The 23,553-nt window shown below is 41.9% G+C and carries 20 protein-coding genes and 1 pseudogene; 4 read left to right on the top strand and 17 right to left on the bottom strand.

From position 1 onward, the window contains the following. Positions 1-87: 87 nt before the first annotated feature. The 3 genes from ACQVGS_RS03210 to degS form a co-directional block, all read right to left on the bottom strand. Positions 88-933 carry a DegV family protein gene (locus tag ACQVGS_RS03210; RefSeq protein ID WP_106019639.1) on the bottom strand — a complete coding sequence of 282 codons (846 nt, stop codon included), beginning with the start codon at positions 931-933 and terminating at the stop codon, positions 88-90. Positions 934-1,029: 96 nt separating this feature from the next. Continuing rightward, positions 1,030-1,719 (bottom strand): two-component system response regulator DegU, encoded by a 690-nt coding sequence (gene degU / locus ACQVGS_RS03205; protein WP_003219701.1) that lies wholly within the window; start codon positions 1,717-1,719, stop codon positions 1,030-1,032. Positions 1,720-1,801: 82 nt separating this feature from the next. After that, positions 1,802-2,959, bottom strand: coding sequence for a two-component sensor histidine kinase DegS (degS, locus tag ACQVGS_RS03200; protein ID WP_024123030.1), 1,158 nt, complete (start codon positions 2,957-2,959; stop codon positions 1,802-1,804). Positions 2,960-3,175: 216 nt separating this feature from the next. On the opposite strand from degS, the gene ACQVGS_RS03195 reads away from it, so the two are divergent. Both ACQVGS_RS03195 and ACQVGS_RS03190 read left to right on the top strand, forming a co-directional pair. Then, on the top strand, positions 3,176-3,829 hold the full coding sequence (locus ACQVGS_RS03195) for a YigZ family protein (protein ID WP_044159478.1): 654 nt from the start codon (positions 3,176-3,178) through the stop codon (positions 3,827-3,829). Further along, the gene (locus ACQVGS_RS03190) at positions 3,829-5,007 is read left to right on the top strand and encodes an LCP family protein (protein ID WP_024123032.1); all 1,179 of its coding nucleotides are present in this window, start codon (positions 3,829-3,831) and stop codon (positions 5,005-5,007) included. Before ACQVGS_RS03195 ends, ACQVGS_RS03190 begins: the two co-directional genes overlap by 1 nt. Positions 5,008-5,078: 71 nt before the next feature. Here the strand turns inward: ACQVGS_RS03190 and ACQVGS_RS03185 are convergent, their stop codons facing one another. The 12 genes from ACQVGS_RS03185 to lytA form a co-directional block, all read right to left on the bottom strand. Further along, positions 5,079-6,155, bottom strand: a complete 1,077-nt coding sequence (locus tag ACQVGS_RS03185; RefSeq protein ID WP_010332075.1) for a glycosyltransferase family 4 protein — start codon at positions 6,153-6,155, stop codon at positions 5,079-5,081. A 143-nt stretch (positions 6,156-6,298) separates the two neighbouring features. Beyond that, on the bottom strand, positions 6,299-7,489 hold the full coding sequence (gene tuaH / locus ACQVGS_RS03180) for a teichuronic acid biosynthesis protein TuaH (protein WP_106019940.1): 1,191 nt from the start codon (positions 7,487-7,489) through the stop codon (positions 6,299-6,301). Positions 7,490-7,517: 28 nt separating this feature from the next. Continuing rightward, positions 7,518-8,276 carry a teichuronic acid biosynthesis protein TuaG gene (gene tuaG / locus ACQVGS_RS03175; protein WP_044159485.1) on the bottom strand — a complete coding sequence of 253 codons (759 nt, stop codon included), beginning with the start codon at positions 8,274-8,276 and terminating at the stop codon, positions 7,518-7,520. A gap of 23 nt (positions 8,277-8,299) precedes the next feature. Further along, positions 8,300-8,980: a teichuronic acid biosynthesis protein TuaF gene (tuaF, locus tag ACQVGS_RS03170; RefSeq protein ID WP_101859863.1), complete on the bottom strand. Its 681-nt coding sequence runs from the start codon at positions 8,978-8,980 to the stop codon at positions 8,300-8,302. A 29-nt stretch (positions 8,981-9,009) separates the two neighbouring features. Beyond that, the gene (gene tuaE / locus ACQVGS_RS03165) at positions 9,010-10,476 is read right to left on the bottom strand and encodes a teichuronic acid biosynthesis protein TuaE (protein ID WP_491830938.1); all 1,467 of its coding nucleotides are present in this window, start codon (positions 10,474-10,476) and stop codon (positions 9,010-9,012) included. Positions 10,477-10,560: 84 nt separating this feature from the next. Then, complete coding sequence (tuaD, locus tag ACQVGS_RS03160; protein ID WP_095712900.1) at positions 10,561-11,946, bottom strand: UDP-glucose 6-dehydrogenase TuaD; 1,386 nt, start codon at positions 11,944-11,946, stop codon at positions 10,561-10,563. Between the two features lie 61 nt (positions 11,947-12,007). Further along, complete coding sequence (gene tuaC / locus ACQVGS_RS03155) at positions 12,008-13,177, bottom strand: teichuronic acid biosynthesis protein TuaC (RefSeq protein WP_101859861.1); 1,170 nt, start codon at positions 13,175-13,177, stop codon at positions 12,008-12,010. Then, a complete protein-coding gene (gene tuaB, locus ACQVGS_RS03150) occupies positions 13,174-14,625 on the bottom strand; it encodes a teichuronic acid biosynthesis protein TuaB (RefSeq protein ID WP_103671370.1) in 1,452 nt (483 codons plus the stop codon). Before tuaB ends, tuaC begins: the two co-directional genes overlap by 4 nt. 49 nt (positions 14,626-14,674) lie before the next feature. After that, entirely contained in the window at positions 14,675-15,331 is a 657-nt protein-coding gene (locus ACQVGS_RS03145) for a sugar transferase (protein WP_024123040.1), read from the bottom strand. Positions 15,332-15,559: 228 nt separating this feature from the next. Continuing rightward, positions 15,560-17,050 carry an N-acetylmuramoyl-L-alanine amidase LytC gene (gene lytC / locus ACQVGS_RS03140; protein WP_491830935.1) on the bottom strand — a complete coding sequence of 497 codons (1,491 nt, stop codon included), beginning with the start codon at positions 17,048-17,050 and terminating at the stop codon, positions 15,560-15,562. 41 nt (positions 17,051-17,091) lie between these two features. Beyond that, positions 17,092-19,209: a SpoIID/LytB domain-containing protein gene (locus ACQVGS_RS03135; RefSeq protein WP_283912632.1), complete on the bottom strand. Its 2,118-nt coding sequence runs from the start codon at positions 19,207-19,209 to the stop codon at positions 17,092-17,094. Positions 19,210-19,232: 23 nt separating this feature from the next. After that, entirely contained in the window at positions 19,233-19,541 is a 309-nt protein-coding gene (gene lytA / locus ACQVGS_RS03130; protein ID WP_101859858.1) for an acidic lipoprotein LytA, read from the bottom strand. A 183-nt stretch (positions 19,542-19,724) separates the two neighbouring features. On the opposite strand from lytA, the gene tagU reads away from it, so the two are divergent. Beyond that, a complete protein-coding gene (gene tagU, locus ACQVGS_RS03125) occupies positions 19,725-20,645 on the top strand; it encodes a polyisoprenyl-teichoic acid--peptidoglycan teichoic acid transferase TagU (RefSeq protein ID WP_491830933.1) in 921 nt (306 codons plus the stop codon). Positions 20,646-20,685: 40 nt separating this feature from the next. Here the strand turns inward: tagU and wecB are convergent, their stop codons facing one another. After that, positions 20,686-21,828 (bottom strand): non-hydrolyzing UDP-N-acetylglucosamine 2-epimerase, encoded by a 1,143-nt coding sequence (gene wecB, locus ACQVGS_RS03120; RefSeq protein WP_491830931.1) that lies wholly within the window; start codon positions 21,826-21,828, stop codon positions 20,686-20,688. A gap of 249 nt (positions 21,829-22,077) precedes the next feature. Between wecB and galU the strand changes: the two genes are divergently transcribed. Further along, the gene (gene galU / locus ACQVGS_RS03115; RefSeq protein ID WP_044159515.1) at positions 22,078-22,956 is read left to right on the top strand and encodes a UTP--glucose-1-phosphate uridylyltransferase GalU; all 879 of its coding nucleotides are present in this window, start codon (positions 22,078-22,080) and stop codon (positions 22,954-22,956) included. A 111-nt stretch (positions 22,957-23,067) separates the two neighbouring features. Here galU and ACQVGS_RS03110 read toward each other — a convergent pair. Then, positions 23,068-23,544 (bottom strand): annotated as a pseudogene (locus tag ACQVGS_RS03110) (ABC transporter permease); the annotation flags it as partial. Positions 23,545-23,553 lie beyond the last annotated feature (9 nt).

Below are 23,553 nucleotides of genomic sequence, written 5' to 3'. Positions count from 1 at the left end.
ATATTATGCCGGAATGAAAATATTCTGTCTAACAGCTAAAAAGAGAATATAAAAAAATCTCCGCTTCTAAAACGGAGATTTCATCATTTATTTAAAACACCAGCAGATTCCTATTGCACCTTCACCAAGATGAGTGCCTATAACCGCACCAAAGTAGCTGTTATAAAAATCAACATGCGGATATTTTGCAGAGAGCTCTTCAATAATACTCGATGCTTCTTCTTCTCGATTAGCGTGAATAACGGCAGCTTTCATCGGCATGCCCTTACTCGCGTCTTCATCTAAAAGCTCGTAAATCCGCGAAATTGCTTTTTTGCGTGTGCGGATCTTCTCAAAAGGCACAATTACCTTATTGTCAAAATGCAGAATAGGCTTTACCTTGAGAAGACTCCCAATAAAGGCTTGAGCACTGCTTAATCGTCCGCCTCGCTGAAGATGAGTTAAATCATCCACCATAAAATATGCCCGAACGGTTTTTTTCATTTCTTCCAGTTCTTTTATAATGTCTTCCGGCGATGACGCTCCATTTCTGATCAATTCAGCTGCTTTCAGAGCATAAAAACCTTGAGCCAGACAGCTGATCTCTGAGTCAAACGGGTATACTTCAATATTATCGACCATTGTATTCGCTGCAGCTGCACTGCTGAACGTTCCGCTAATTCCGCTAGAAAGATGAATACTGATCACCGCATCATATGACTTGCCGAGCTCTTCATACAAAGCAACCAGCTCGCCGATCGCAGGCTGAGAAGTGGATGGAAGCTCTGTATGCTTTTTCACTTCTTGGTAAAAGCTTCTCCAGTCCATTTCTGTTTCTTCATGATATGTTTCATCCCCAAAAACAACCTGGAGAGGAATCATGTGTATATGATTTTGTTCACGCATTTCTTTTGGAATATATGCCGTACTATCTGTTACTACTGCAATATTCATAGCTTCGTTACCTGCCTTATCAATTTATGACTCTATTGTAAGGGAAACAGAAGCCTAAAAAAAGACCTGCCTCAAAAAGGCAAGTCCAATTTCATGCTATCTCATTTCTACCCAACCATTTTTAATGGCGACCACCACGGCTTGCGTCCGGTCGTTTACATTCATTTTTTGTAAGATATTGCTGACATGGTTTTTAACAGTTTTTTCACTGATAAACAATGATTCACCGATGCCGCGGTTGCTTTTTCCGTCTGCAAGCATTTGCAGCACTTCACATTCCCGTCTTGTTAAAATATGTAATGGTCTGCGAATCTCTGGATAGACCTCATGCTGAGGATGAGCAGAAACTCCGCTTGTTGCAAGACGTCGGAATTCGTTTACGAGGTTGTGAGTAACCTTCGGGTGAAGGTAAGAACCGCCCTCGGCAACTACTTTAACCGCTTCAATTAGTGTATCAGCATCCATCTCTTTCAGCAGATAACCTCTTGCACCTGTTTTCAGGGCATGTGTTACATAATTCTCGTCATCGTGAATTGATAGAATAATTACTTTAGATTCAGGATACAGCTCTACAAGCTGCTTTGTAGCTTCCACGCCATTTACGTTCGGCATATTGATATCCATGATCACGACATCAGGATGATAGTGCTCAACGATACGAGCCGCTTCATCTCCGTCGTCTCCTTCCGCTACCACTTCAAAGGTAGGTTCAAAATCCAATATCCGCTTAACACCTTCACGAAATAACTGATGGTCGTCGATAATAACAATGTTTACTTTAGTCACAAGCCACGCCTCCTTGTATTATTGTTCTATATACTCTGGTATTCGGTCAATATGCCTTTTGGCTCTATTTTACAAATCATAGTCAAAGAGATAACGGAACCTTAATCATGATAAATGTCCCAAGACCTATTTTTGAATCTATAGTCATGGTCCCTTCCAATAAATCTACTCTTTCTTTCATTCCAAGCAAGCCGAATGATTTGTTTTTCTTCTCTTTCGCTTCCTTCAGGTCAAATCCTTTGCCGTTATCTTTTATCATTAAAATCACAAAATCCTTTGTAATCTCAACTTTGACTGTAATTTCTTCAGATCCAGAATGCTTTAACGCATTGGATACAGCTTCCTGTGCGAGTCTGAAGAGCGCAACTTCAAACTGAGGCGCGAGTCGTTTGTCCTCCGTATCGCCGATGCACTGAAAATGTATTTTCACCTTACCGTTATATTCTTCGGTTGTATATAGATATTTCCGCAAAGTTGGAATCAGGCCTAGGTCATCAAGGGCCATCGGTCTTAAATCATATATAATCCGTCTCACTTCGTAAAGAGCATTCCGCACATTTTGGCGGAGATTTTTGATTTCCTGGAATCCGTCTTCAGCGCCTCGGTCTCTGAAAATCCGTTCAATTAATTCCGATCTCATCATAACATTTGCCAGCATTTGTGCAGGGCCATCATGAATTTCTCTCGAGACTCTTTTTCTCTCTTCTTCCTGCGCTTCAATAATTCTCAAGCCAAAATCCTGTTTTGCCTGCGCATCAGCAAGAAGCAGCCCAACCTCCCGAAGATCCTGATTCAGATAGTTCAGCACGACCGTAATCTGGCTCACTAGTGATTCTGAGCGTTCGATGATTTCCTGAAGGCCTAACAGTCTGCGTTCCAAATCGTCCCGGCGTTCGCGCAATTGCTTTTCACGCTGCTGGATCATCGTCAGTTCTACTTGCAGCTTATGGGCTTTTTCATAAGCGTTGCGGATTTCTTCTTCACTGAATCTATGAAAATTGCGGCTGACCTCGGATAAACGGTTTCGCGCATGGCGGGTTTGCACTTCAAGTTTATCACCAAGCTCGATGACTTCATAAACCTGCTGTTTAATTTGTTTCAGTTCTTCGACCAGCTGTTCATACTGCTGGCGTGACTGCTCCCCGATTTGAAAAACCTCATCCTTGCTCCCGTCAACGGTTTTCAGCATCTTCATCAAAATAGAGTCCAGAACTTTGGAATCCATCTTTGTTTTATTCATAATTTCCCTCCGTCACGGTGTTGTCATATATTTTTATTATAAATGTAATTGATCTGCAAATTGTGTCGAATTATAATGAAAGAATGCGTATATTCTAGAAAAAAACAATTTTATGTACCTTCTTACTCTTTATGATAACAAAATACGCACAAAAATTCTAAAGACTGTACGAATTTGTATAGGCGGTCTTTTATGCTTAGCAGGGGGTCAGCAAGCATGCTGCACAGCTATTTTACTGTGAAAGAAGCAGGAGAACACGAGATTGTTATAGAAAAATCGCGTTTTATCTGTCATTTAAGCCGTGTTTCTACCGAACAAGAAGCACAGGAATTTATACAGAAAATAAAGAAACAGCACTGGAATGCAACTCATAATTGCTCAGCTTACGTAATTGGCGAAAACGATCATATCCAAAAAGCCAATGATGACGGAGAACCGAGCGGCACCGCAGGAGTACCTATGCTCGAGGTGCTAAAAAAACGCGGACTTAAGGATACTTGTGCTGTCGTTACGCGTTACTTCGGCGGCATAAAGCTGGGAGCAGGCGGTTTAATCCGCGCTTATGGGAAGTCAGTGTCTGAAGGATTAAACCATATAGGTGTTGTAGAACGGAAGCTTATGAGGGTTATGCATACTTCCGCAGATTATACTTGGCTTGGCAAGATTGAAAATGAATTAAGGGAATCACCTTTTCTATTAAAAGAAATTCATTATGCAGAAAACGTAGAATTCGAAGCATATGTAGAAGAAAAAGAAACACAATCGTTTTCTGAGTGGATGACAGAGTTAACAAATGGAAAAAGTGATATTACAGAGGGAGAGTTGACGTATCTTGAAAAAGCCGTCAATCACATAAAGGAGACTGAATAATGGCTGAACGCGTTAGAGTGCGTGTGCGCAAAAAGAAAAAGAGCAAACGCAGAAAAATTTTAAAAAGGATTATGTTGTTGTTCGTCCTTGCATTATTGGTAGTTGTAGGTCTCGGAGGATATAAACTATATAAAACCATTAACGCTGCGGATGATTCATACGATGCGCTTTCCCGCGGAGATAAATCAAATCTTCGCAGTGAAGTTGTAGATATGAAGAAAAAACCATTTTCTATTTTATTTATGGGAATCGAAGATTACGCGACAAAAGGACAAAAAGGGAGATCTGACTCTCTTATTGTAGTTACCCTTGATCCAAAAAATAAAACCATGAAAATGCTGAGCATTCCGCGCGATACACGTGTGCAATTAGCAAGTGACACAACCGGCAGCAAAACAAAGATCAATTCCGCTTACAGCAAAGGCGGAAAAGATGAGACTGTTGAAACTGTTGAAAACTTCTTGCAAATCCCAATCGATAAATATGTAACAGTCGATTTTGACGGATTTAAAGATGTTATTAATGAAGTTGGCGGTATTGATGTAGATGTACCTTTCGACTTTGATGAAAAAAGCGATGTGGACGAAAGCAAACGTATTTATTTCAAAAAAGGCGAGATGCATTTAAATGGTGAAAAAGCCTTGGCGTATGCCCGCATGAGAAAGCAGGATAAACGCGGAGATTTCGGCCGTAATGACAGACAGAAACAAATTTTAAACGCGTTGATCGATCGGATGTCCAGCGCAAGCAATATTGCAAAAATTGATAAAATCGCAGAAACAGCCAGTGAAAACGTAGAAACCAATATTCGCATTACTGAAGGTTTAGCCTTACAGCAAATTTACAGCGGCTTTACCAGCAAGAAAATTGACACGCTGTCAATTACTGGTTCTGATTTGTATTTAGGGCCTAACAACACGTATTATTTTGAACCGGATGCTGCGAATCTGGAAAACGTCAGAAAAACGCTTCAAGAACATCTAGATTATGTTCCTGATACGAGCAGTTCAAGCACTGACAGCTCCAGTACCGATGGCTCAACATCAGACAGCACTGGCAGTTCAAGCACTGACGGAAGCACTGCAACAGACGGCACTACGAGCGGAAGCGGCTACACAAATGACAGCAGCACAAGCTCAAACGGCACAACAAATTCAACAACTGACTCATCATATTGAAAAAAAGCCCGGTCCTTTAACGGATCGGGCTTTTTTGCGCAGAAAAAACACCGGCTCATAGAACCGGTGTTTTAATTTCTTTTCACAAGACGTTTATAGAATTTTGTAAATGGCTTAAAACGTTCATTCACGAGTCCCGTAACTTCTGCTATTATTTGCATAAATATAATTAAGATAAAGATAATAAACAGGGAAAGCCAAATTGTAGCGCTTTTCAGCACGATTGCACTGATGCTGAAAATAAATCCAATCAGATAGATGACAATGACCGACATCCGATGTGAAAGGCCAAAGGCCATCAGCCTATGGTGAATATGTGATTTATCGGGCGCTGAAATCGGCTGTTTGTTTAGTATCCGTCTTATGATTGCAAATGTTGTGTCAAAAATCGGCACGCCTAATATAATAATCGGAATGACAATACTGAACAATGTTACGCTTTTATACAGCCCTAACAATGAGAGAATGGAAATGACATACCCTAAAAACAGTGATCCCGTATCCCCCATAAAGATTTTTGCCGGATGAAAATTGTAGAACAAAAATCCGAGCGTACTTGCGATAACAACTAATGAAAGTGACAGAATGAGTACTTTTCCGCCAGATAGCGCCATAACTGCAATCGTGGACAGGCCGATAACAGAAAGACCTGCCGCAAGGCCGTCCAATCCATCAATCAGGTTCATCGCGTTTGTGATGCCGACAATCCATAATACAGTCAGCGGATATGCCATCCAGCCCAATTCAAATCGCTCAGCTAAAAAAGGTACTGAGAAAAAGTCCATTTTTAAGCCTGTGCTTACAATCATAATAGCTACGGCTAATTGAATGATAAATTTAACTTTTGCGCTTAATTGATATTTATCGTCAAGAATTCCCAACACAATAATGATAAATGCCCCGACTGTGATAGCCGTCATTCTTGTTTCTGTGTATATACCGGATACAAGCACACCTGTAACCACCCCGATAAATATGGCCAGCCCGCCCATTCGGGGCATGATTTTATCATGTACTTTTCGATTGCCGGGCTGATCAACTGCACCTATTTTAATCGCAATCCTTTTTACGATTGGGGTTATGATTAAAACCGTTAGCAGCGAGACAATAAACGCAACAACAATGCGAATCATGCGTTCGTCAAGCATAAAGAAGTCTCCTTTGGAATTATATGAAGTCTTTATTTATATAGAGAACCGTTCCTTCCATTATACCTTCTCCTTAGTTATTATAACAAGCTTCATCAAAAAGAAACACGTATAATCAAAAAACGCGCATCCCAATTAAAGGACTACGCATGTTTTTGAATGCCTGTATATTTCATGATTTGTTTGAATAAAACATTCCAGTCTTGTGTGCGGGCAATGTTTCGCCGCATCTCTTTGTATGTCTCGTCTCCGTCTTTTTCAAGCACTTTCTCGCACGCAGCTATAAAATCATTATGGTCATTGCCTTCCATATATTCGTAAATATACGGTTTTTGCATTTTAGAAGTTGACGGAAGGTTAGAGCCGACGACCGGCTTTCCTGCTGCTAAAAATTCAAATAGCTTAAGCGGGAAAACCGCTTGGTTATAGGATGACTTTTTATAAGGCATAATACCGACATCAATCAGTTCCATAAAGTGCGGAACTTCTTTCGGATCTGCCGGCCCCGTCCATATCACATTGGAAAGCTTCAAAAGCTCTTGAAACGCTGTGTCACCATTGGTGGCGTCCGGGCCGACCCATAAAAATGTCCAATCAGGTTTTCTCAGAGCTGCTTCTTCAATCAATTTAAAATCCAGCTTTGGTTTAATCCCGCCGATAAACCCCAGTACAGCCCCTTCTCTTCCCTGCAAGATGCTTCGATCGGGAACCGCTTTATGTTCTGAAAACAGGTCATATTCAACACCGTTTTCAACGGTATGAACCTTTTCTTGTCCCGCTGTCAGCTTTTTGTCAACTTCATTGTGCAGGTACTCCGATGAACAAGTAATGGAATCGGCACGCTCGATAATTCGCAGCTCCGCTGTTTTGATGACTTTCCGCCTGAACTCGGAAAGCATATTGGAACGTCCGCTGATCGGCGCCGCCCACAAGTCACTGCAATCATAAATCACCTGATCCCAAGGATACAGGGAAGACAGCAGCGGGAATCCGGGAAACGTGTACCATAAGCAGCAGCGTTCACCTCTGGCTGAAGCGGATTTCAGCTCTTCTAATAAAGGTGAGAGCTTATGCTTATAAAACACATCGGTATACCGTCCGAAGCGAAACATTTTCTTTTGCAGTAAGTCCTTTACGGCAAACTGCCGGATGCCGGATTGAACTTGCTGCAATTCCATCCTTTGGGTGCGCGGAGCCGGGCAGACCCAGATGACTTCCTTTGTTTCTTCCTGAGCAGCTAAAAATTCAGCCAATCGATGCCGTCTGTACCTCAATTGATCTTTTCCCCATTCAGCAGTAGCCACGATGACGTGAATCATTGCTTTTGTTTCCACCTTCATCACCTTTTCTCTCTGTTTGCGGTTATAGTCTTTTTTTCACCGCGTTTTTCGCATATTGAACAAAACACCATGTCGCTTTCATTAAATGGAGCCGTTCGATCTCTCTGTAGACAAACCATGTTTTTTTTGCAGCCTTCCATTTGTTGCTTGAAATCGAATTATTGACAAGCCGGTATTCAGCTAAACACTCATTCATTCCGTATGCTGTAAAACCCTTTTTTAAAAGAGACAGCCATGTTGCCAAGTCTTGCCTCGTTCTAATATTCGGCATTTGGATCTGTCCCGTCTGTTCCCTGTCAATCATCACCGTTAGACAGCCGATAATGGTATTTTTAAGAGCATCATCATATGTCAGGCTTTCGGGAGCATGAATGAATTTATCCATCGGCACCCCGTCCTGCGACATTAAACTGTAGCCTGTAAAGGAAAACGCACAGGACCGCTCCATCATAAAATTAAGCTGCTTTTTCAGTTTGTCTTTTTTCCATTTATCATCACTGTCCAAAAATGCCACATAGCGTCCTTGGGCATGTTCCAGCGCTTTATTTCTTGCTATCGCGGCTCCGCTGTTCTCTTCCAGAAAGATCACATGAATTCTTTCATCTATCTTCTCATACTGCTTTAAAATGTCGCGTGTGCCGTCCGTTGAGCAATCGTCCACGATAATCATTTCCCAATGAGGGTGGCTCTGATCTAACACTGAATGAATCGTGTCTTCAATATAGTCACGCGCATTATAAGAAGGTGTAATGACAGATACGAGAGGTTTCCAGTTGGTCATGATCACATCTCCATCGTATGATTTTAAAAGGACTCTCTGAAAAATTCAGGAATGACAACGAACATAAAGGCAATCGTGATGCCGATCAGAACACCCAGAACCGCTTTCTTTTTCGGGGACATTCCTCCGCCTGATGCCTCACTTACGGTTTCAGAATCAACGGCACTGGCCGCTTTCAGATTAAGCTGTGTGTTTTTCAGCTCATACAAAAATCTTTCTTTATCCACCTTGGAATCCTCGCTCACCGTTTCACCTTCCAGCGCATCTATGCTGCGGCGGATGACGGCTTCTCTTTCCTCAAACAGCTTTTGGTCGTTTTTGAGAAAGGTGGAGGAAACAGCGTTTAACACCGATTCGGTTCTTTCCTGATCCTGGTCGGCATAGCTCAAAGACAGTAATGACTTAGACTCCGATTTCACGGTGAGCTTCTCTTTGATCTCCGCAAGATCTTCATCTTTTTCGTCAGGAAGCGCCTCCTTCAAAAAAGCATCACTCCTCAGCAGGAGCGGAATCTCTTCTGTACTGTTATAAACCGGATGATCATAGCTCCCTACAGCTAAAGTAACCTCAGCTGTGTAACTCTTTTTATCCGCGATTTGGGACGGCAGTATATATCCCGCCGCACCTAAAATAAGCGGCACTAATATAATCCAGATGATATTTTTCTTTATGCGCCGGGCTAATCTTATCACTATATCCTTCATATAAGTCTCCCTGCTTTTTTGTAGTCTGTTTACCGGTATATGGGCTCAAGCTGCTGCCTGGATCGCCTTAAGACATTCACCGCGGCGATGACGAGCGCCAGAAATACCCAATGGAAAAATAAATTTGAGACAGAGCTTGGGCTGATGCTGGATACCAGAAAACTGACCATAGCTGTGATGAGCCCTTCTGTGATCAGTCTTGACTGATTTTCCATTTTTCTTTCATAAAACTTGTAAAGCACCCATATCAGGTATAAATAAATGGCCAGATAGCCGAGCATGATAAGCAAGCCGAAGTTTGCCAGAATCTCTACCAGCCAATTGTGCACCTCTGTCACATTGTCAGTATCATATAAAGCATGATGCTCAAGATAATAAGACACATTGCCTGCGCCCACTCCGAATCCGTATGAGTCAAGGAAGAAGTGCCATGCATTTTTTAACAGATTGGCTCTGGCCACATTGGACGGAAGCGTCTCTTGGAATGAATGAGACGTCTGAGGAGCCAGGAACAGCTTCCAAAACACTGCGAAAATCCGGCTGGCAAAAAGAGCCGCAAAGACCGCAATTCCTGCTGCCGACAGCCAAATAGCGATTTTTTTCAGAACAGGCGGCAAGACAATAAAAATGTAGACGGCTATTCCCGCAAAAACGCCCAGCAGGCTGGCTCTGGAACCAGTCGCAAAGATTAAATACAATGTACCAAGCGAGAGCACAAGGCCAATTCCCTTTAAGTAACCGTTCTTTATGTTTTTCACCATTGCGATGTAAAAAAAGAAACTGATCGACAAAAATGTCGCAAAATCATTTTGATTAAAAAAGACTGAGGTCGGATAATGCTGCTTATATTCCGGTCCGCTGTACAAAGTCGAACTCGGGAGATGATGATGCGTGATATGATTGTAAAAACCAATGATCATCAGAAATACCGTCATCACCAGCCAGATGGAATAAATAATCATCAGACGTTCCATTTTTTGCACATACATCACAATAAGATAAATAAAAAATATCCCCATCGCCAGCAGGGCTAAATATTTCAGACCGTCTGTAACTGATTTGGCCCATAGCAAGGAAATAAGGCCATATAAAAACCAAAAGGCGAAAAAGAGCAAAATTCCTTTTACTTGCAGCCCGTTCCACCTTTCAATATGTGTTCGGCTCCGCAGTACCCCCACAAGATGGAGGCAGCCGGCGGCGATGAGCAAAAGCCGATAAAGAAACAAACTAAAGAATCCAAGATGAACCGCGAAAAAAGCATTATTTAAAAAAGTGCAGGCAATCAAAATATAGATGACGGCCATAAACAGCTGTTCTTTTGTTGTAAATGATGCTGCAAGCGTCAGCGCAAACAGGCCGATAGCCAATACAGCGAGAACGGCAGCCATCTGCGTAAGACCTGTATCTGTGCGGATGGCTCCCAGCAATAGGACGATCCCCAATATGACAGCAGCCAGTAACGCAAGCGTATGAACCGCTGAACGTTTGATACTCACATGCTTAACCCCTTTCCTGATGTTTCAGGAGCCGGCGGCCGAGCCTAAGCAGCCGGCACTTCAAACAAGTAACCCTTTTTCTTTTTATAAATTGACACTCCCCAAATCCTTAGCCAGTTCTTCCATTGGCAAAGCCGGAAAGTAGCGGTCAGAAGGTTCTGTTCCCCGAACCGCAGGACGGCCGATGGAGTGATAAATGTATCCCGCAGCCTGCATTTCTTCAAGTGAAAATATATTTCTGCCATCGATGATGATTGGCTGTTTTAAAAGCATTTTTGCTTTTACAAGCTCCATTTCTTTTACTTCCGGCCAATCAGTCAAAATAAGGCACGCGTCGGTTCCCTCCATCGCAGCATACACATCAGTGTAATACTCGGTCTGATCGCCAAGGACTGCTGATGCCTCCGGAATGGCAATCGGATCATATGCTTTCACTTGTGCGCCCAGCTGCTGCAGCATTGGAATGATATCGAGAGCTGGAGCGGACCTCACATCGTTTGTATTCGGTTTGAAGGCCAATCCGAGCACGGAAATGGTTCTCCCTTTTATGCTTCCCATCACAGTTAAGAGCTTATCTACAATGTGAACGCGCTGCTTTTCATTTGTCTCAATGACGGCTTCTATGAGCTTAAATGGATAGCCGGCCGTTTTGGCAATTTGAAGCAGTGCAGTTGTATCCTTAGGAAAGCAGGAACCGCCAAACCCAATACCCGCTTTCAAGAACTTTCTGCCGATCCGGCTGTCGAGCCCGACGCCATCAGCAACTTTTGAGACGTCCGCGCCGACTCGCTCGCAAATGTTCGCGATATCGTTAATAAACGAAATCTTTGTAGCCAAAAATGCATTTGCAGCATATTTAATCATCTCTGCACTTTCTAAATTCGTTTTAATAACAGGAGCATGAAAAGGCTGATGCAGTTCCTCTATGATGGAAGCGGCTTTATGACTGGTTGACCCAATGACGGCACGCTCCATATTCATCGTGTCATGAATCGCTGAGCCCTCCCGAAGAAATTCAGGGTTGGATACAACATCAAAGGAGCATCTTCCCTTCGAAGCTTTTTGAATGATAGATTGAACCAGTTTTCCGGTGCCGACTGGGACTGTGCTTTTATTGACAATGATTTTGTAGCCGGTGAGATGTTCACCAATCGTTTTCGCAGCCGCTTTGACGTACGTTAAATCAGCTTCGCCTGTTTTAGACATCGGGGTTCCGACTGCAATATAAATAATGTCTGAAGCCCGAATGGCAGACGGAATATCGTTAGTAAAAGACAGGCGCTGTTCTAACACATTTTTTTCAACTAAATCTGCAAGCCCTGGTTCATAGATTGGGATTACTCCGTTTTTCAGACTTCTGATTTTTGATTCGTTGATATCACAGCAAATCACTTTATTTCCGATTTCCGCAAAGCAGGTGCCTGATACGAGTCCTACATATCCTGTTCCAATGACAGCAATTTTTTTCACAGCCCTCATCCCTCTCCTGTAAATTCATCTTCCTATTTATATTGGTCGCAGTTACTTACGATTAAACAGGTGTTTTCAGAACCATCTGATACTGATCATACAGCGCCCTGGCATTTTTCCCGGCGTCATATTGAGTGTGAATGATTTGATATAATTCATCTGCCACTTCCGGCTGCCATATTTGATCTTGTGCGTATAAAGAGATCGTGTTTGCTAAGGCTTGAGCTGATTTCGGTTCAATCAGCAAATGCCGGTGCTTTCCGAATAATGAAGCCACTCCACCGACATCTGTACAGATGACAGGAACCCGCAGTGCCAGCGCCTCGATCACAACAGTCGGCATTCCTTCGCTATAAGAAGGGAGCACAAACATATCTGCGGCGAGCAAATACTCTCTCACCCTGTGATTCGGCACTTGGCCTGTTACAATATGTCCCTTTTGCATCAGCAAAGATTTTGCGGGGCCGTCTCCCACAAAAACAGCTCGAGGCGCTTCCTCCATCATCTCAATGGCTTCTGACAATTCAAAAATGCCTTTTTCCTTAACGAGCCTGCCCACATAGACAGCAAGGCGCTGGTCAAGCGGGAGTCCGAGGTTTTTTCTGATTTCTTCTTTTGTCTGATCATTTTCCTGAAAACGGCTGAGCTGTATGCCGATCGGTAAAACCGTACTGTCAAAGCCGGAAAGTTTTTTGGTTTCTTCCTGAAGCTTTTCGCTGACTGCAAGAACTGCGGATGCGGAACTAACCGCAGTTTTGAAGGCTTTAAACGCGCCTTTGCTGTAGTGAGGATAGACATTCACATCACTGCCATGCAAAGTTAAAATATACGGAATCCCGATTGTCTTTGACACGACTGCCGCAGCCCCGCCCGACGGCATAGCAAAGTGCGCATGGATCAGATCAGGGTTCAAATCATGCTGTTTAATGGTTTTTAAAACAGCTGCCCCAATGCGCCGGTGTGGCTGAGCCCATTTCAGCTGGCCGGGAACAGCGGGATAGAAAGGCCGGTAAACCGGGATTCCTTTTCGTATCTCATATTCTGGTCTGGCATCCTTTTTTCGGTATGCCTTTTTCAGCATACGGACAGGCGCAGGGTGAAAAGGTCTTGGGCATATCACGGTGATATCCAGCCCGAGCTTCAGCAACTCTTGCACCTGTGTTTCATGAAACACACCCTCGCCGGGTTTCAGACTGCTTGGATATACGCTTGTGATCCACAAAATCTTCATGACAAACGTCCTTTTCTTAGTAGTTTGCTTTTCATCTGAGGGTACGCTTTACCCAAAAGAAAGAGATAGCAGAGCGCCCCGGCCGCCACTGAAATTGCCAGCCTCATTTCCGCCTGCAAGCTGAAGCGTTCTGTTCCTAAACTCGCGCCGAACGCGATAACGGCCATACCCGCTGTGATCAGAAACGGCTTCATAACGGCTTTAAAATAAGCTGAAAGATTGAGCTTAATGACATATGCCAGCAGCCAGCGACCGATTAGAAAATTGAAAACGCTGATGACGGCATATACCCAAGCGACAGTCAGAAGATTGCCCGTCTGAACAGCTGCAAACAGCGACAAACCATACAGCAGCATGACGCCGGAGTCCCAATAAAAAGCCAAATCCGCTCTTCCTTTAGCAAGAAGCACAGAACCATTCGGATTCATCAGCACCCTGAGTATCCCGACGATGGCAAGAACATTCAGAACAGGGACAGCAGCAAGCCATTTTTCTCCGAAAACAGCTGCGATAAAGGCGTCTGATACGGATACGAGCCCGATTAACAGCGGGAACGATACAAGCGCAAGCATTTTTGTCATATTCAGAAAGCCTTCTCTGATCACGCTGTTTTCGTATTTGTTTTTGGCGAAAATGGGAAACGCGACCCGCGTCACAATCGGATTAATTTTCAAAACCGGAATGGTGACAATCTGGTAGGCAAGATTATAAATGCCCAGCGCTTCGGCACCGATAAACCGGCCGATTAAGATCATATCGATGTTCGCTCCCAGCCTGTTCACAAGACGGGATGAAAGCTGAAAGGCTCCAAAGGAGAAGAACTCCTTCATTCCCCTTAGATCAAAAACAAAGGATGGGCGCCATTTTTTTTGGTATACAGCCCAGAATAAAATCCCTTTACTGGACTGCAGCAGCACCTGAGAAACCACGTACGCCAAAATCGCATCCGTCATAAAAACCGCTATCGCTAAATATCCGAAGGACAATACATTTGAAAAAATCTCTATTTTGCTTAACGTATTAAATTGCAGCTCCTTCTGCAGCATATACTGGTACTGCTGTCCGATCGGAGCTATCAAAAACATAATCCCCAAAATCCTGATGAGAAACACAAGCTCTTCTCTTTGATAAAATCCCGCAATGACGGGACTGCACACATATAAAAGCACAAACAGCAAAATGCCGGTCATAATGTTCAGCCAATACAATGTTGACAGCTGGCGCTCCGTGGCGTCGTCTCTTTGAATTAACGCGGCGCCAAAACCCATATCAAGCACAATCTGGGCGAATATTGTAACCGTTGTGATCATGCCGACGAGTCCAAATTCCGTTAAGGTCATCATATTTCCAAGCAAGGCAAACTGAACGATTTGAATGATTGTAATACAGATTGTTGAAACACTTGTCCACTTTGCGCCGCTCATGATTTGTTTTGTAATACTTGGCATCATATTCCCTACTTCTTTTTAAGCTCAGTTTGATGGCGAATGCAGATGTTTATCTTGCACCATCACCTGTCAAGACTACTTTACAAGTTTTTAACATAATTTTTAATTCCAACATGAAAGTCAGATTGCGAATGTAATATAAATCAAATATAAGCTTTTCCTTCGGCGTCATGTCGTAACCGCCGTTCACCTGCGCCCAGCCGCTCAATCCCGGTTTGACAGCCAGACGCTGTGTAAACCCCGGAATCTCATTCTGGAACTTTTCCGTAAACACTGGACGTTCCGGGCGAGGTCCAATCATGCTCATATCGCCTTTCAGCACATTAAACAGCTGAGGAAGCTCGTCAATTCGCGTTCTTCTGATAAATGCTCCAATTCGTGTCACCCGCGGATCCTGCTTCTGCGCCCAAACCGCCCCAGACTTCTCGGCATCTATTTTCATGGAACGAAGCTTATAAAGCTTAAAAGGTTTCCCGCCTTTTCCTACACGCTCCTGCGTATAGATGGCAGGCCCCGGCGTCTCCAAACAAATCAATATTGAAAATACCGCAATCATTGGCAGCGCAACCACCAATCCAATCAGCGCAAACCAAATATCCATCACGCGCTTTACTGCCAAATAACGAGCCGTTTTTTCTGATAATGCAAATGATGCTTGCTGCACTGAGAATTCGCGACTCACATTCATGCTTTTTTCTGCACCCACTGACACACACCTCACGATTTGTTTGGGATGTTATGATGACCTATGCCAGTCAGTTTAGCAGACGGATGTTAATTGGTTGTAAATGGATTGTTAAGAAGTGTGAATTACGTGTTTTTTCTGATAAATTATATTAATGTTCTTTATCATTTTATGTACAAGCCCTTGTTTTAATCATTTAAATGATAAAAAAAAGAGACAAATCTGTTATTTAGATTTGTCTCTTTTTTTTTATCTATAATACGAAACTGTACCATCATGAATAGCTTGGGCGGCTTTATCTTTATAAACTGCTTGTTTCAGTTTACTTGCGTCGGCTGCATTTGTGATGAAAGCAGTCTCAACTAAAACGCTTGGCATTTTAGAATATTTGATAACATAGAATCCGGCTTGCTTGACTCCACGGTCTCTTGTCCCAAGATTAGCTGCAAGTTTCGGCTGAATTTGGTCTGCTAATCGTTTGCTTTTTGCTGCCTGATATGTTGTGTCATAATAGGTCTCACTGCCGTTTGGAGATGAGCTATCGTTGGCATTCGCATGAATACTGATGAACAAATCAGCTTGGGCAGAGGCTGCCTTACTTACTCTTTCCTCTAAAGAATAAAACGTATCATTAGATCTCGACATTACCGGAAGAGCACCAGAAGCATTTAGCTTCGTATTGACCCTTTTCGCTATATCAAGGTTTACCTCTTTCTCAAGCAGTCCATTTCCTACTGCTCCCGAGTCTTGATCTCCATGGCCTGGATCAATAAAAATTGTTTCACCTACAACAGGATTCTTTAGCTGATTAGCTACTTTAGTGCTTATAGCTGGAGTATTTCCGATAATCGTAAAGTTTGACATGTTTTTGCTGCCGATAATTTTTCGTGCGCCGCCAGATAAATTTTCACCATTAGTCAAAATAAGAGATTGCTTGTTCTTTGCTGCCAGAGTGGCTCCTGCGATTGAATCTGGATAGCTAAAACCATTACTTACATATACTGTGCTCGTTGACAGGTTTAGTTTTTGTACAATATTAGCAGCAAGCTCGTACCTGTTTGAACCGCTAATTCTTGTAGGAGAAGGCAACTTGTTATACACCGTATTATTAATACTTCCGGTACCTCCTGCAACCACAGTACTTGTAATTCTCTTATCTTTCATCACTGCTGTTGTCGCACTATTTATAGAGGTTTTGTTTGTAAACAGAATAGGATAGCCATTTTTAGCTGCATAAGGGATGATCCCTGGAGCATCAGCATATAAAAACCCATTTAAAATGACAGCTTTTGAGGTTGCGTTCATTGCTCTTGCGACCCGTGCAGCTGTATCATAGCGATTACTTCCAGCAATTCGTTTAATACTGATGCCTAAGCTTTTGATCTGATTGGCAGTATTAGAGGAAACAGCTGGTGTACCACCTACAATAATCACATTTTTTGTTCGCATTTCTTTTAGCCTTGTTTTCGTCTCAGAAGAGAGCTTATCAGCATTTGTGTAAAGCAGCGGTGCATTCTTCTGATAAGCAAGAGGTGCCGCTGAAATGGCATCTGCGTATGAACTTCCGCCAACAATAACCGCTGTACTCGCTGTTGAGTACATCTGCTTTGATATTTGAACTGCAGTCCCGTACCTATTACTTCCTCCGACTCTTTTAACCGAATTATCGGCCAATGCTGTTGGTACAAAAAGAATGAGTCCCAGAAAACACATTGTTAGGACTTTTATATAAGAGCGCAATTACTTTTCCTCCTTAAATGGCCTTTAGCACCTTAAAATAATTAATAACTTGTCAGAGTTGTCCCAGGATAGTAAAATTTTAAAATTGAACTATATGAATCTCCTGCTTCTGCTCTTGCCTTAGCTCCATATTGACTCATTCCGATGCCGTGACCGTAACCTTTGCCGCTGATTGTGTACTTTGAATTATCTTTTTTTACAGTCACATAAGTACTTTTAAAAACAGTTGCACCAATCATTGTTCTTAGCTGAGTTGTCGGAACAGTGATGGTTGTAATTTTACTTAAGTTGTAGGAGCCAGTACTGCTTTTAACAAAATACTTAACTTTCATAGATGCTGTTTTTGCACGTTGCCCCTGTGTTGTACCGCTAAAGCTCAAATCTTCTATACTCGCAATTTTTACAGAAGCTGCTCCTGTTTCTTTATTTTTCAAGATCCAATTTTTAACTCCGGATAACCTCGCAGCATCAGTTTCAGTTGCTGAAGACCACCAAGAAGACGGCTTATTTAAGTCAAGCGAATTCGTGTCAAGCTGTTGTTTTGATAGTGTAAGCGTCCAGCCTATTTGAGGATCATTAGAATCTTTCTTCGCAATTAAGTAAGGTACACTTGATGACCAGACTTCGTTGCTCGCTTCTGTATAACCCCCATTGCTTGAAGAATAAGTTGCTGTTATAAGAGATCCGTTATATTTCAGAACTTTTCCTTTTGTCTGCTCAACCGCTTTATTGGTGTTTGAATTCCAACTATATCCTCCATAAACTTGAAAAGCTGTTGTATCAGGTACAGTAGTTCCTGTTTTTGTTATGGAGTAGGTTCTCGCAGCCACAGTCTGTGCTTTTAGGGCTTCAAGTGACCAGCTGGCAGGCATTTCATTTGGAATAACCCCTTTTAAATAATCCTCAAATGGAATATTTTCGTTAACCGGTCTGATATATTTAGTAGATTCAATAGAGAAATTAACCGTTCCAAGATACTGATTTCCGTTAAGACTTATTCTGTTAGAAGTCGAGTACTTTTCAGGTTTAATCCTCAGAGAGTTACTATATGTTTTTATATTTTCGAGATTTAATTTCCCATTGTTGATTTTCAGAGTATAGTTGCTTCCGCCGGCTAAATAAAATTCATCGGCAAGTGAATTCTCGACTTCTGCAGAAATTGAACTGGTGCTTCCAATAAAGTCGTATGCATATGTGGCTTTTTCTTTTGTTATGCTTTTAGCTGCCGCAGGAACACTATCTTGTTTAATAAATAAAATTTGGCTGTTTTTCTTCGCAGCAAGCGAAGCACCTACTAATACGTCTGCGTACTTTGTTCCGTTCGTCATTACGACTTTATCAGCCTTCAACTTTAATTGTTTAATAATATTTGCTGTGAGTTCATATCTGGTTGATCCAGGTATCCTCTGTACAGTTGAAGTTTTTTTTATTTCATTTTCTACACTGTCACTGACACTAAATGAACTGCCGATTATAATCACTTGTTTTGGCAAATCATAATCCGGAAGTTTATCCTTCTCAGTAAGCAAAATAGGATATCCCTGTGCCGCAGCATAAGGAGCTATGGCTAACGCATCTTGAAATACCTTTCCGGTTACAACGATAGCTTTATCATAGCTGCCCATCTGTTTAGCGATATTCTCAGATAATACATATCTATTTTTTCCGCTTATCCTTTTAACTGAGCCATACGATTTCAGCTTGCTTTCTACATCTTTTGAAATGCTGCGTGCTCCCCCAATGACTAAAATATTGTCCGGGTTAAATTTAGCGATTTGTTTTTCAGTAGTTTTCGTTAACGTATCAGGCTGAGTAAATAAGATTGGTGCATCTAGTTTTTTTGCTAATGGGATAACAGGCAATGCATCAATAAATATATCCCGATTTACCAAAATAACTGTATTAGGATTTTTCCACTGACTGCCGGATGCAAGAGTCGCGGTTTCGTATCGTGAAGCCCCTGCAAAACGATCTGTTACAGCAACATTATCTCCAGTTACTTTATAAAATCCTGTTGGGGATAGACTGATACTTGATTTATTACCGATATAGTTTGACAATTTGACTGAAATGTTTGAGTCTGCTGCAAAAGTTACTGTTGGAATAAATAGTAAGATTGCAGCAAGTGAACATACGATCAAGCGTTTGCAAGAATTCAAGATTTCAGTTTCCTCCTCATATCTTAGTTGGTACGTTCAATATCTTTTAACAGAAGTTGACCCTCGCCATTTTCTTCATATTTCACCGTAACTTTATCGCCATTATTGAATTTTTCAAGCTCACTTGTTGATTCTTCAGTAATATCAAGAACAACTGGCTCGTTATCAACAGTTACTTCAATTGTGTGGGTATCTGCTAAGCCTACATAAACGCCTTCTTTCATTTCGATATTACTGTCTGTTGACACATCTTCACCTTGGCTCTTTTGATTATCAGCCCCGCAACCTGCAAGGAGCAGTATAAAGAACATTAAACCAATCAATTTTTTCATTTTTCTCACCTCATTATGTTTTATCGTCAGTCATTTAATATTTTAAAGAAAAATTAAGATACAGTGAAACTTTTTTTTATAAAAATCGACTATTATAGGATTTTGTTTCTTCTATTAAAAAGAGTTGTATTTACTGGAAATTTCAATCATAATCAAATTAACTGAACAGATGGGGTGCAAAGAATGAGAAGTAAACGCAGAAAAAAGAAAAAAACTTTATTACTGACGATATTAACCATTATTGGAATCCTTGTGTTAGGGACAGGCGGTTATGCATACTACTTATGGCATAAAGCCGCTTCAACTGTGGCAAGTATTCATGAAAGTATTGATAAATCCAAAAAGAGGGATACAGAGGTTAATATCAATAAAAAAGACCCGTTTTCTGTTTTAATTATGGGGGTGGATGAACGTTCCGGCGATAAAGGACGCGCCGATACACTCATTTATATGACCGTTAACCCAAAAACGAACACCACAGATATGGTCAGTATTCCCCGTGATACGTATACAAAAATTATCGGAAAAGGCACGATGGATAAAATCAACCATTCTTACGCATATGGCGGTACACAAATGACAGTTGACACGGTTGAAAACTTCCTCGATGTTCCGGTCGATTATTTTGTAAAAGTCAACATGGAAAGCTTTAGAGACGTGGTTGATACACTCGGCGGCATCACAGTTAACAGCACATTTGCGTTCAGCTATGACGGTTATTCATTCGGCAAAGGAGAAATCACACTGAACGGAAAAGAAGCATTAGCGTATACACGAATGAGAAAAGAAGATCCAAGAGGAGATTTCGGACGTCAGGACCGTCAGCGCCAAGTGATCGAAGGAATCATTAACAAAGGGGCAAATATTTCTTCCGTTACAAAGTTTGGAGATATGTTTAGGGTCGTTGAAAATAATGTGAAAACCAATTTGACGTTTGATAATATGTGGGATATCCAGTCCGATTACAAAGGCGCCCGAAAACATATCAAGCAGCACGAACTGAAAGGCGAAGGCACAAGAATCAATGACGTCTATTACTATAAAGCAGATGAGAGCGAGCTAGCTGACATCACAAATGAACTGAAAGAAAGCTTAGAAAGCTAAAACAAAAAGAAGCTTCGCACCTATGTGCAAAGCTTCTTTTTTATTTACCCGTAAAAGAGTCCGGATGTTCATTCCGATATTCGTAGTGAAACAGCAATTCCTCTACAATCCGGCGGGAAGCCTGTCCATCACCATACGGATTTGAAGCATAGGACATTTTCTGATACTCATCGGCGTCAGTTAAGAGCTCTTTTGCAAGCTGATAAATGTTCTCCTCATTTGTCCCTGCAAGTTTAAGCGTCCCTGCTTCCACTCCTTCAGGGCGCTCCGTCGTATCACGAAGCACAAGAACCGGTTTCCCGAGCGATGGCGCTTCTTCCTGCACTCCGCCGGAATCAGTCAAAATGAAATGGGATTTTGCCGCAAAGTTATGGAAGTCAATCACTTCTAAAGGCTCAATCAGATGCACTCTGTCAGAGTCGCCAAAATGCTTTTGAGCCGCTTCCCGGACAACAGGGTTAAGGTGCACAGGGTAAACAACCTGTACATCATTATATTCCTCTACAATTCTGCGGATGGCCTTAAACATGTTTTCCATCGGCTCACCTAAGTTTTCACGGCGATGAGCGGTCAGCAAAATCATCTTATCCTCACCAACCTGGTCAAGGACAGGGTGTGAATAACCTTCCCTAACTGTTGTGCGAAGCGCGTCAATCGCTGTATTGCCCGTTACAAAAATAGAATCGGCCTTTTTGTTTTCTTTTAACAAGTTGTCTCTTGCCTGTCCTGTCGGTGCAAAATGCAAATCAGCAATAGCACCGGTCATTTGTCGGTTGAGCTCTTCCGGAAACGGAGAATATTTATTGCCTGTGCGAAGACCGGCCTCCACATGCCCGACAGCAATTTGATGATAAAACGCGGCAAGGCTTCCGGCAAATGTCGTCGTCGTATCACCGTGGACAAGCACAATATCAGGCTCGATGTCTTTAAACAGCTCGTCCAATTTCACAAGTGCATTTGACGTAATTTCTGCCAGCGTCTGCCGCTCCTTCATAATGTTCAAATCGAAATCAGGCTTAATCCGAAACGCTTCAAGCACCTGATCCAGCATTTGTCTGTGCTGGGCAGTCACCGTTACATAGGACTCTATTTCAGGGTATTTTTTTAATTCAAGCACGAGCGGCGCCATCTTTATCGCTTCCGGCCTGGTTCCGAAGACGGTCATGATTTTTAGTTTTTTCATAATTGTCACCTGGTTTCTGCAAAAATAAAATCATACCCCTTATTCTACATGAATTTGTTTCATTTTAAATCATTTTCTATTCACTTATTCATGGTCAAGTGAACTTTATTGCTAGGGAACTTAAGGATAAAACTTGTTTAAAATTGGTTTATCCTATATCATAAAAAATGTGTGAAAACACAATGAACAGGGTAAATAGAAAATAGTTTTAGCCATAAATATTTTCGTTAATAAGGAAGGTGCCTTTAAATGAAAAAAGTACGTAAAGCGATAATTCCAGCAGCAGGACTAGGAACGCGTTTTCTCCCGGCTACGAAGGCAATGCCGAAAGAAATGCTTCCTATCGTAGATAAGCCAACCATTCAATACATAATTGAAGAAGCTGTTGAGTCCGGTATTGAGGACATTATTATTGTAACAGGTAAAAGCAAGCGTGCGATCGAGGATCATTTTGATTACTCTCCTGAGCTTGAAAGAAACCTTGAGGAAAAAGGAAAGATTGAACTCCTTGAAAAAGTGAAAAAATCTTCCAATCTGGCTGACATCCACTACATCCGCCAAAAAGAGCCTAAAGGACTTGGACATGCTGTGTGGTGCGCGCGTAACTTTATCGGCGATGAACCTTTTGCGGTTCTGCTTGGAGACGATATTGTTCAGGCGGAAAAACCAGGATTGCGCCAGTTAATGGATGAGTATGAAAGGACACTTTCTTCTATTATAGGTGTTCAGCAAGTGCCTGAAGAAGAAACTCACCGCTACGGTATTATCGATCCGCTTACAAGTGAAGGCCGCCGTTACCAGGTGAAAAACTTTGTTGAGAAGCCGTCTAAAGGCACAGCACCTTCTAACCTTGCTATCTTAGGCCGTTACGTATTTACGCCTGAGATCTTTATGTACTTAGAGGAGCAGCAGGTTGGCGCAGGCGGAGAAATTCAGCTGACAGACGCCATTCAAAAGCTGAATGAAATTCAAAGAGTGTTTGCTTACGATTTTGAAGGCAAGCGCTATGATGTTGGTGAAAAGCTCGGCTTTATCACAACCACTCTTGAGTTTGCGATGCAGGATAAAGAACTCCGCGGACAGCTCGTTCCGTTCATGGAAAACTTATTAAACAAAGAAGAAATCTAAACAAAAAGGCTATTGGACATTTATCCAATAGCCTTTTTTTGTTTCGACATCAAGGTCAGTGTATGCTCTTCATTATCAACTGCAAAAACCTGATCAGCAACATTCTAAAAATAGGAAGAATAAGTAAAATATTCTGGTTACGGCCTGCAGCAGAAATTGATAATCTCTGACTAGCACAGTGACTAAATGAAAACATAAATACAATCATGCAGACTCAAATAGTAAATATATTGTATCCAATGCAAGTTAGGGTAAATACCGCTTGTTAAAAGGACAATGACATAAACACCCATCATTACAAAATAACTAAATAAATTTGAAGCAATCACGACAGAAGGCAGCGAACTGATCGGAAAATTCATTTTCGCAACCATATTGATCCGATTAAACACACTATTTGATCCATCAAGAATCGTCGGACTAATAAAAAACCATGGAATCAAACCAGCCAGCATCCAAACAATAAAAGGCACTTCTCCGATACCTGTTATGACCGGCTTGCTGTTGCGTATTCCAAATACAAACCAGTACGCCAGTTAGAATAAGAGGATTTAAAAACTGCCATAACACACCATGATAATTTATCTTTCGGTTAAA

Source organism: Bacillus sp. SD127, from assembly GCF_058566445.1.
This window is presented reverse-complemented; position numbering and strand designations above follow the sequence as displayed.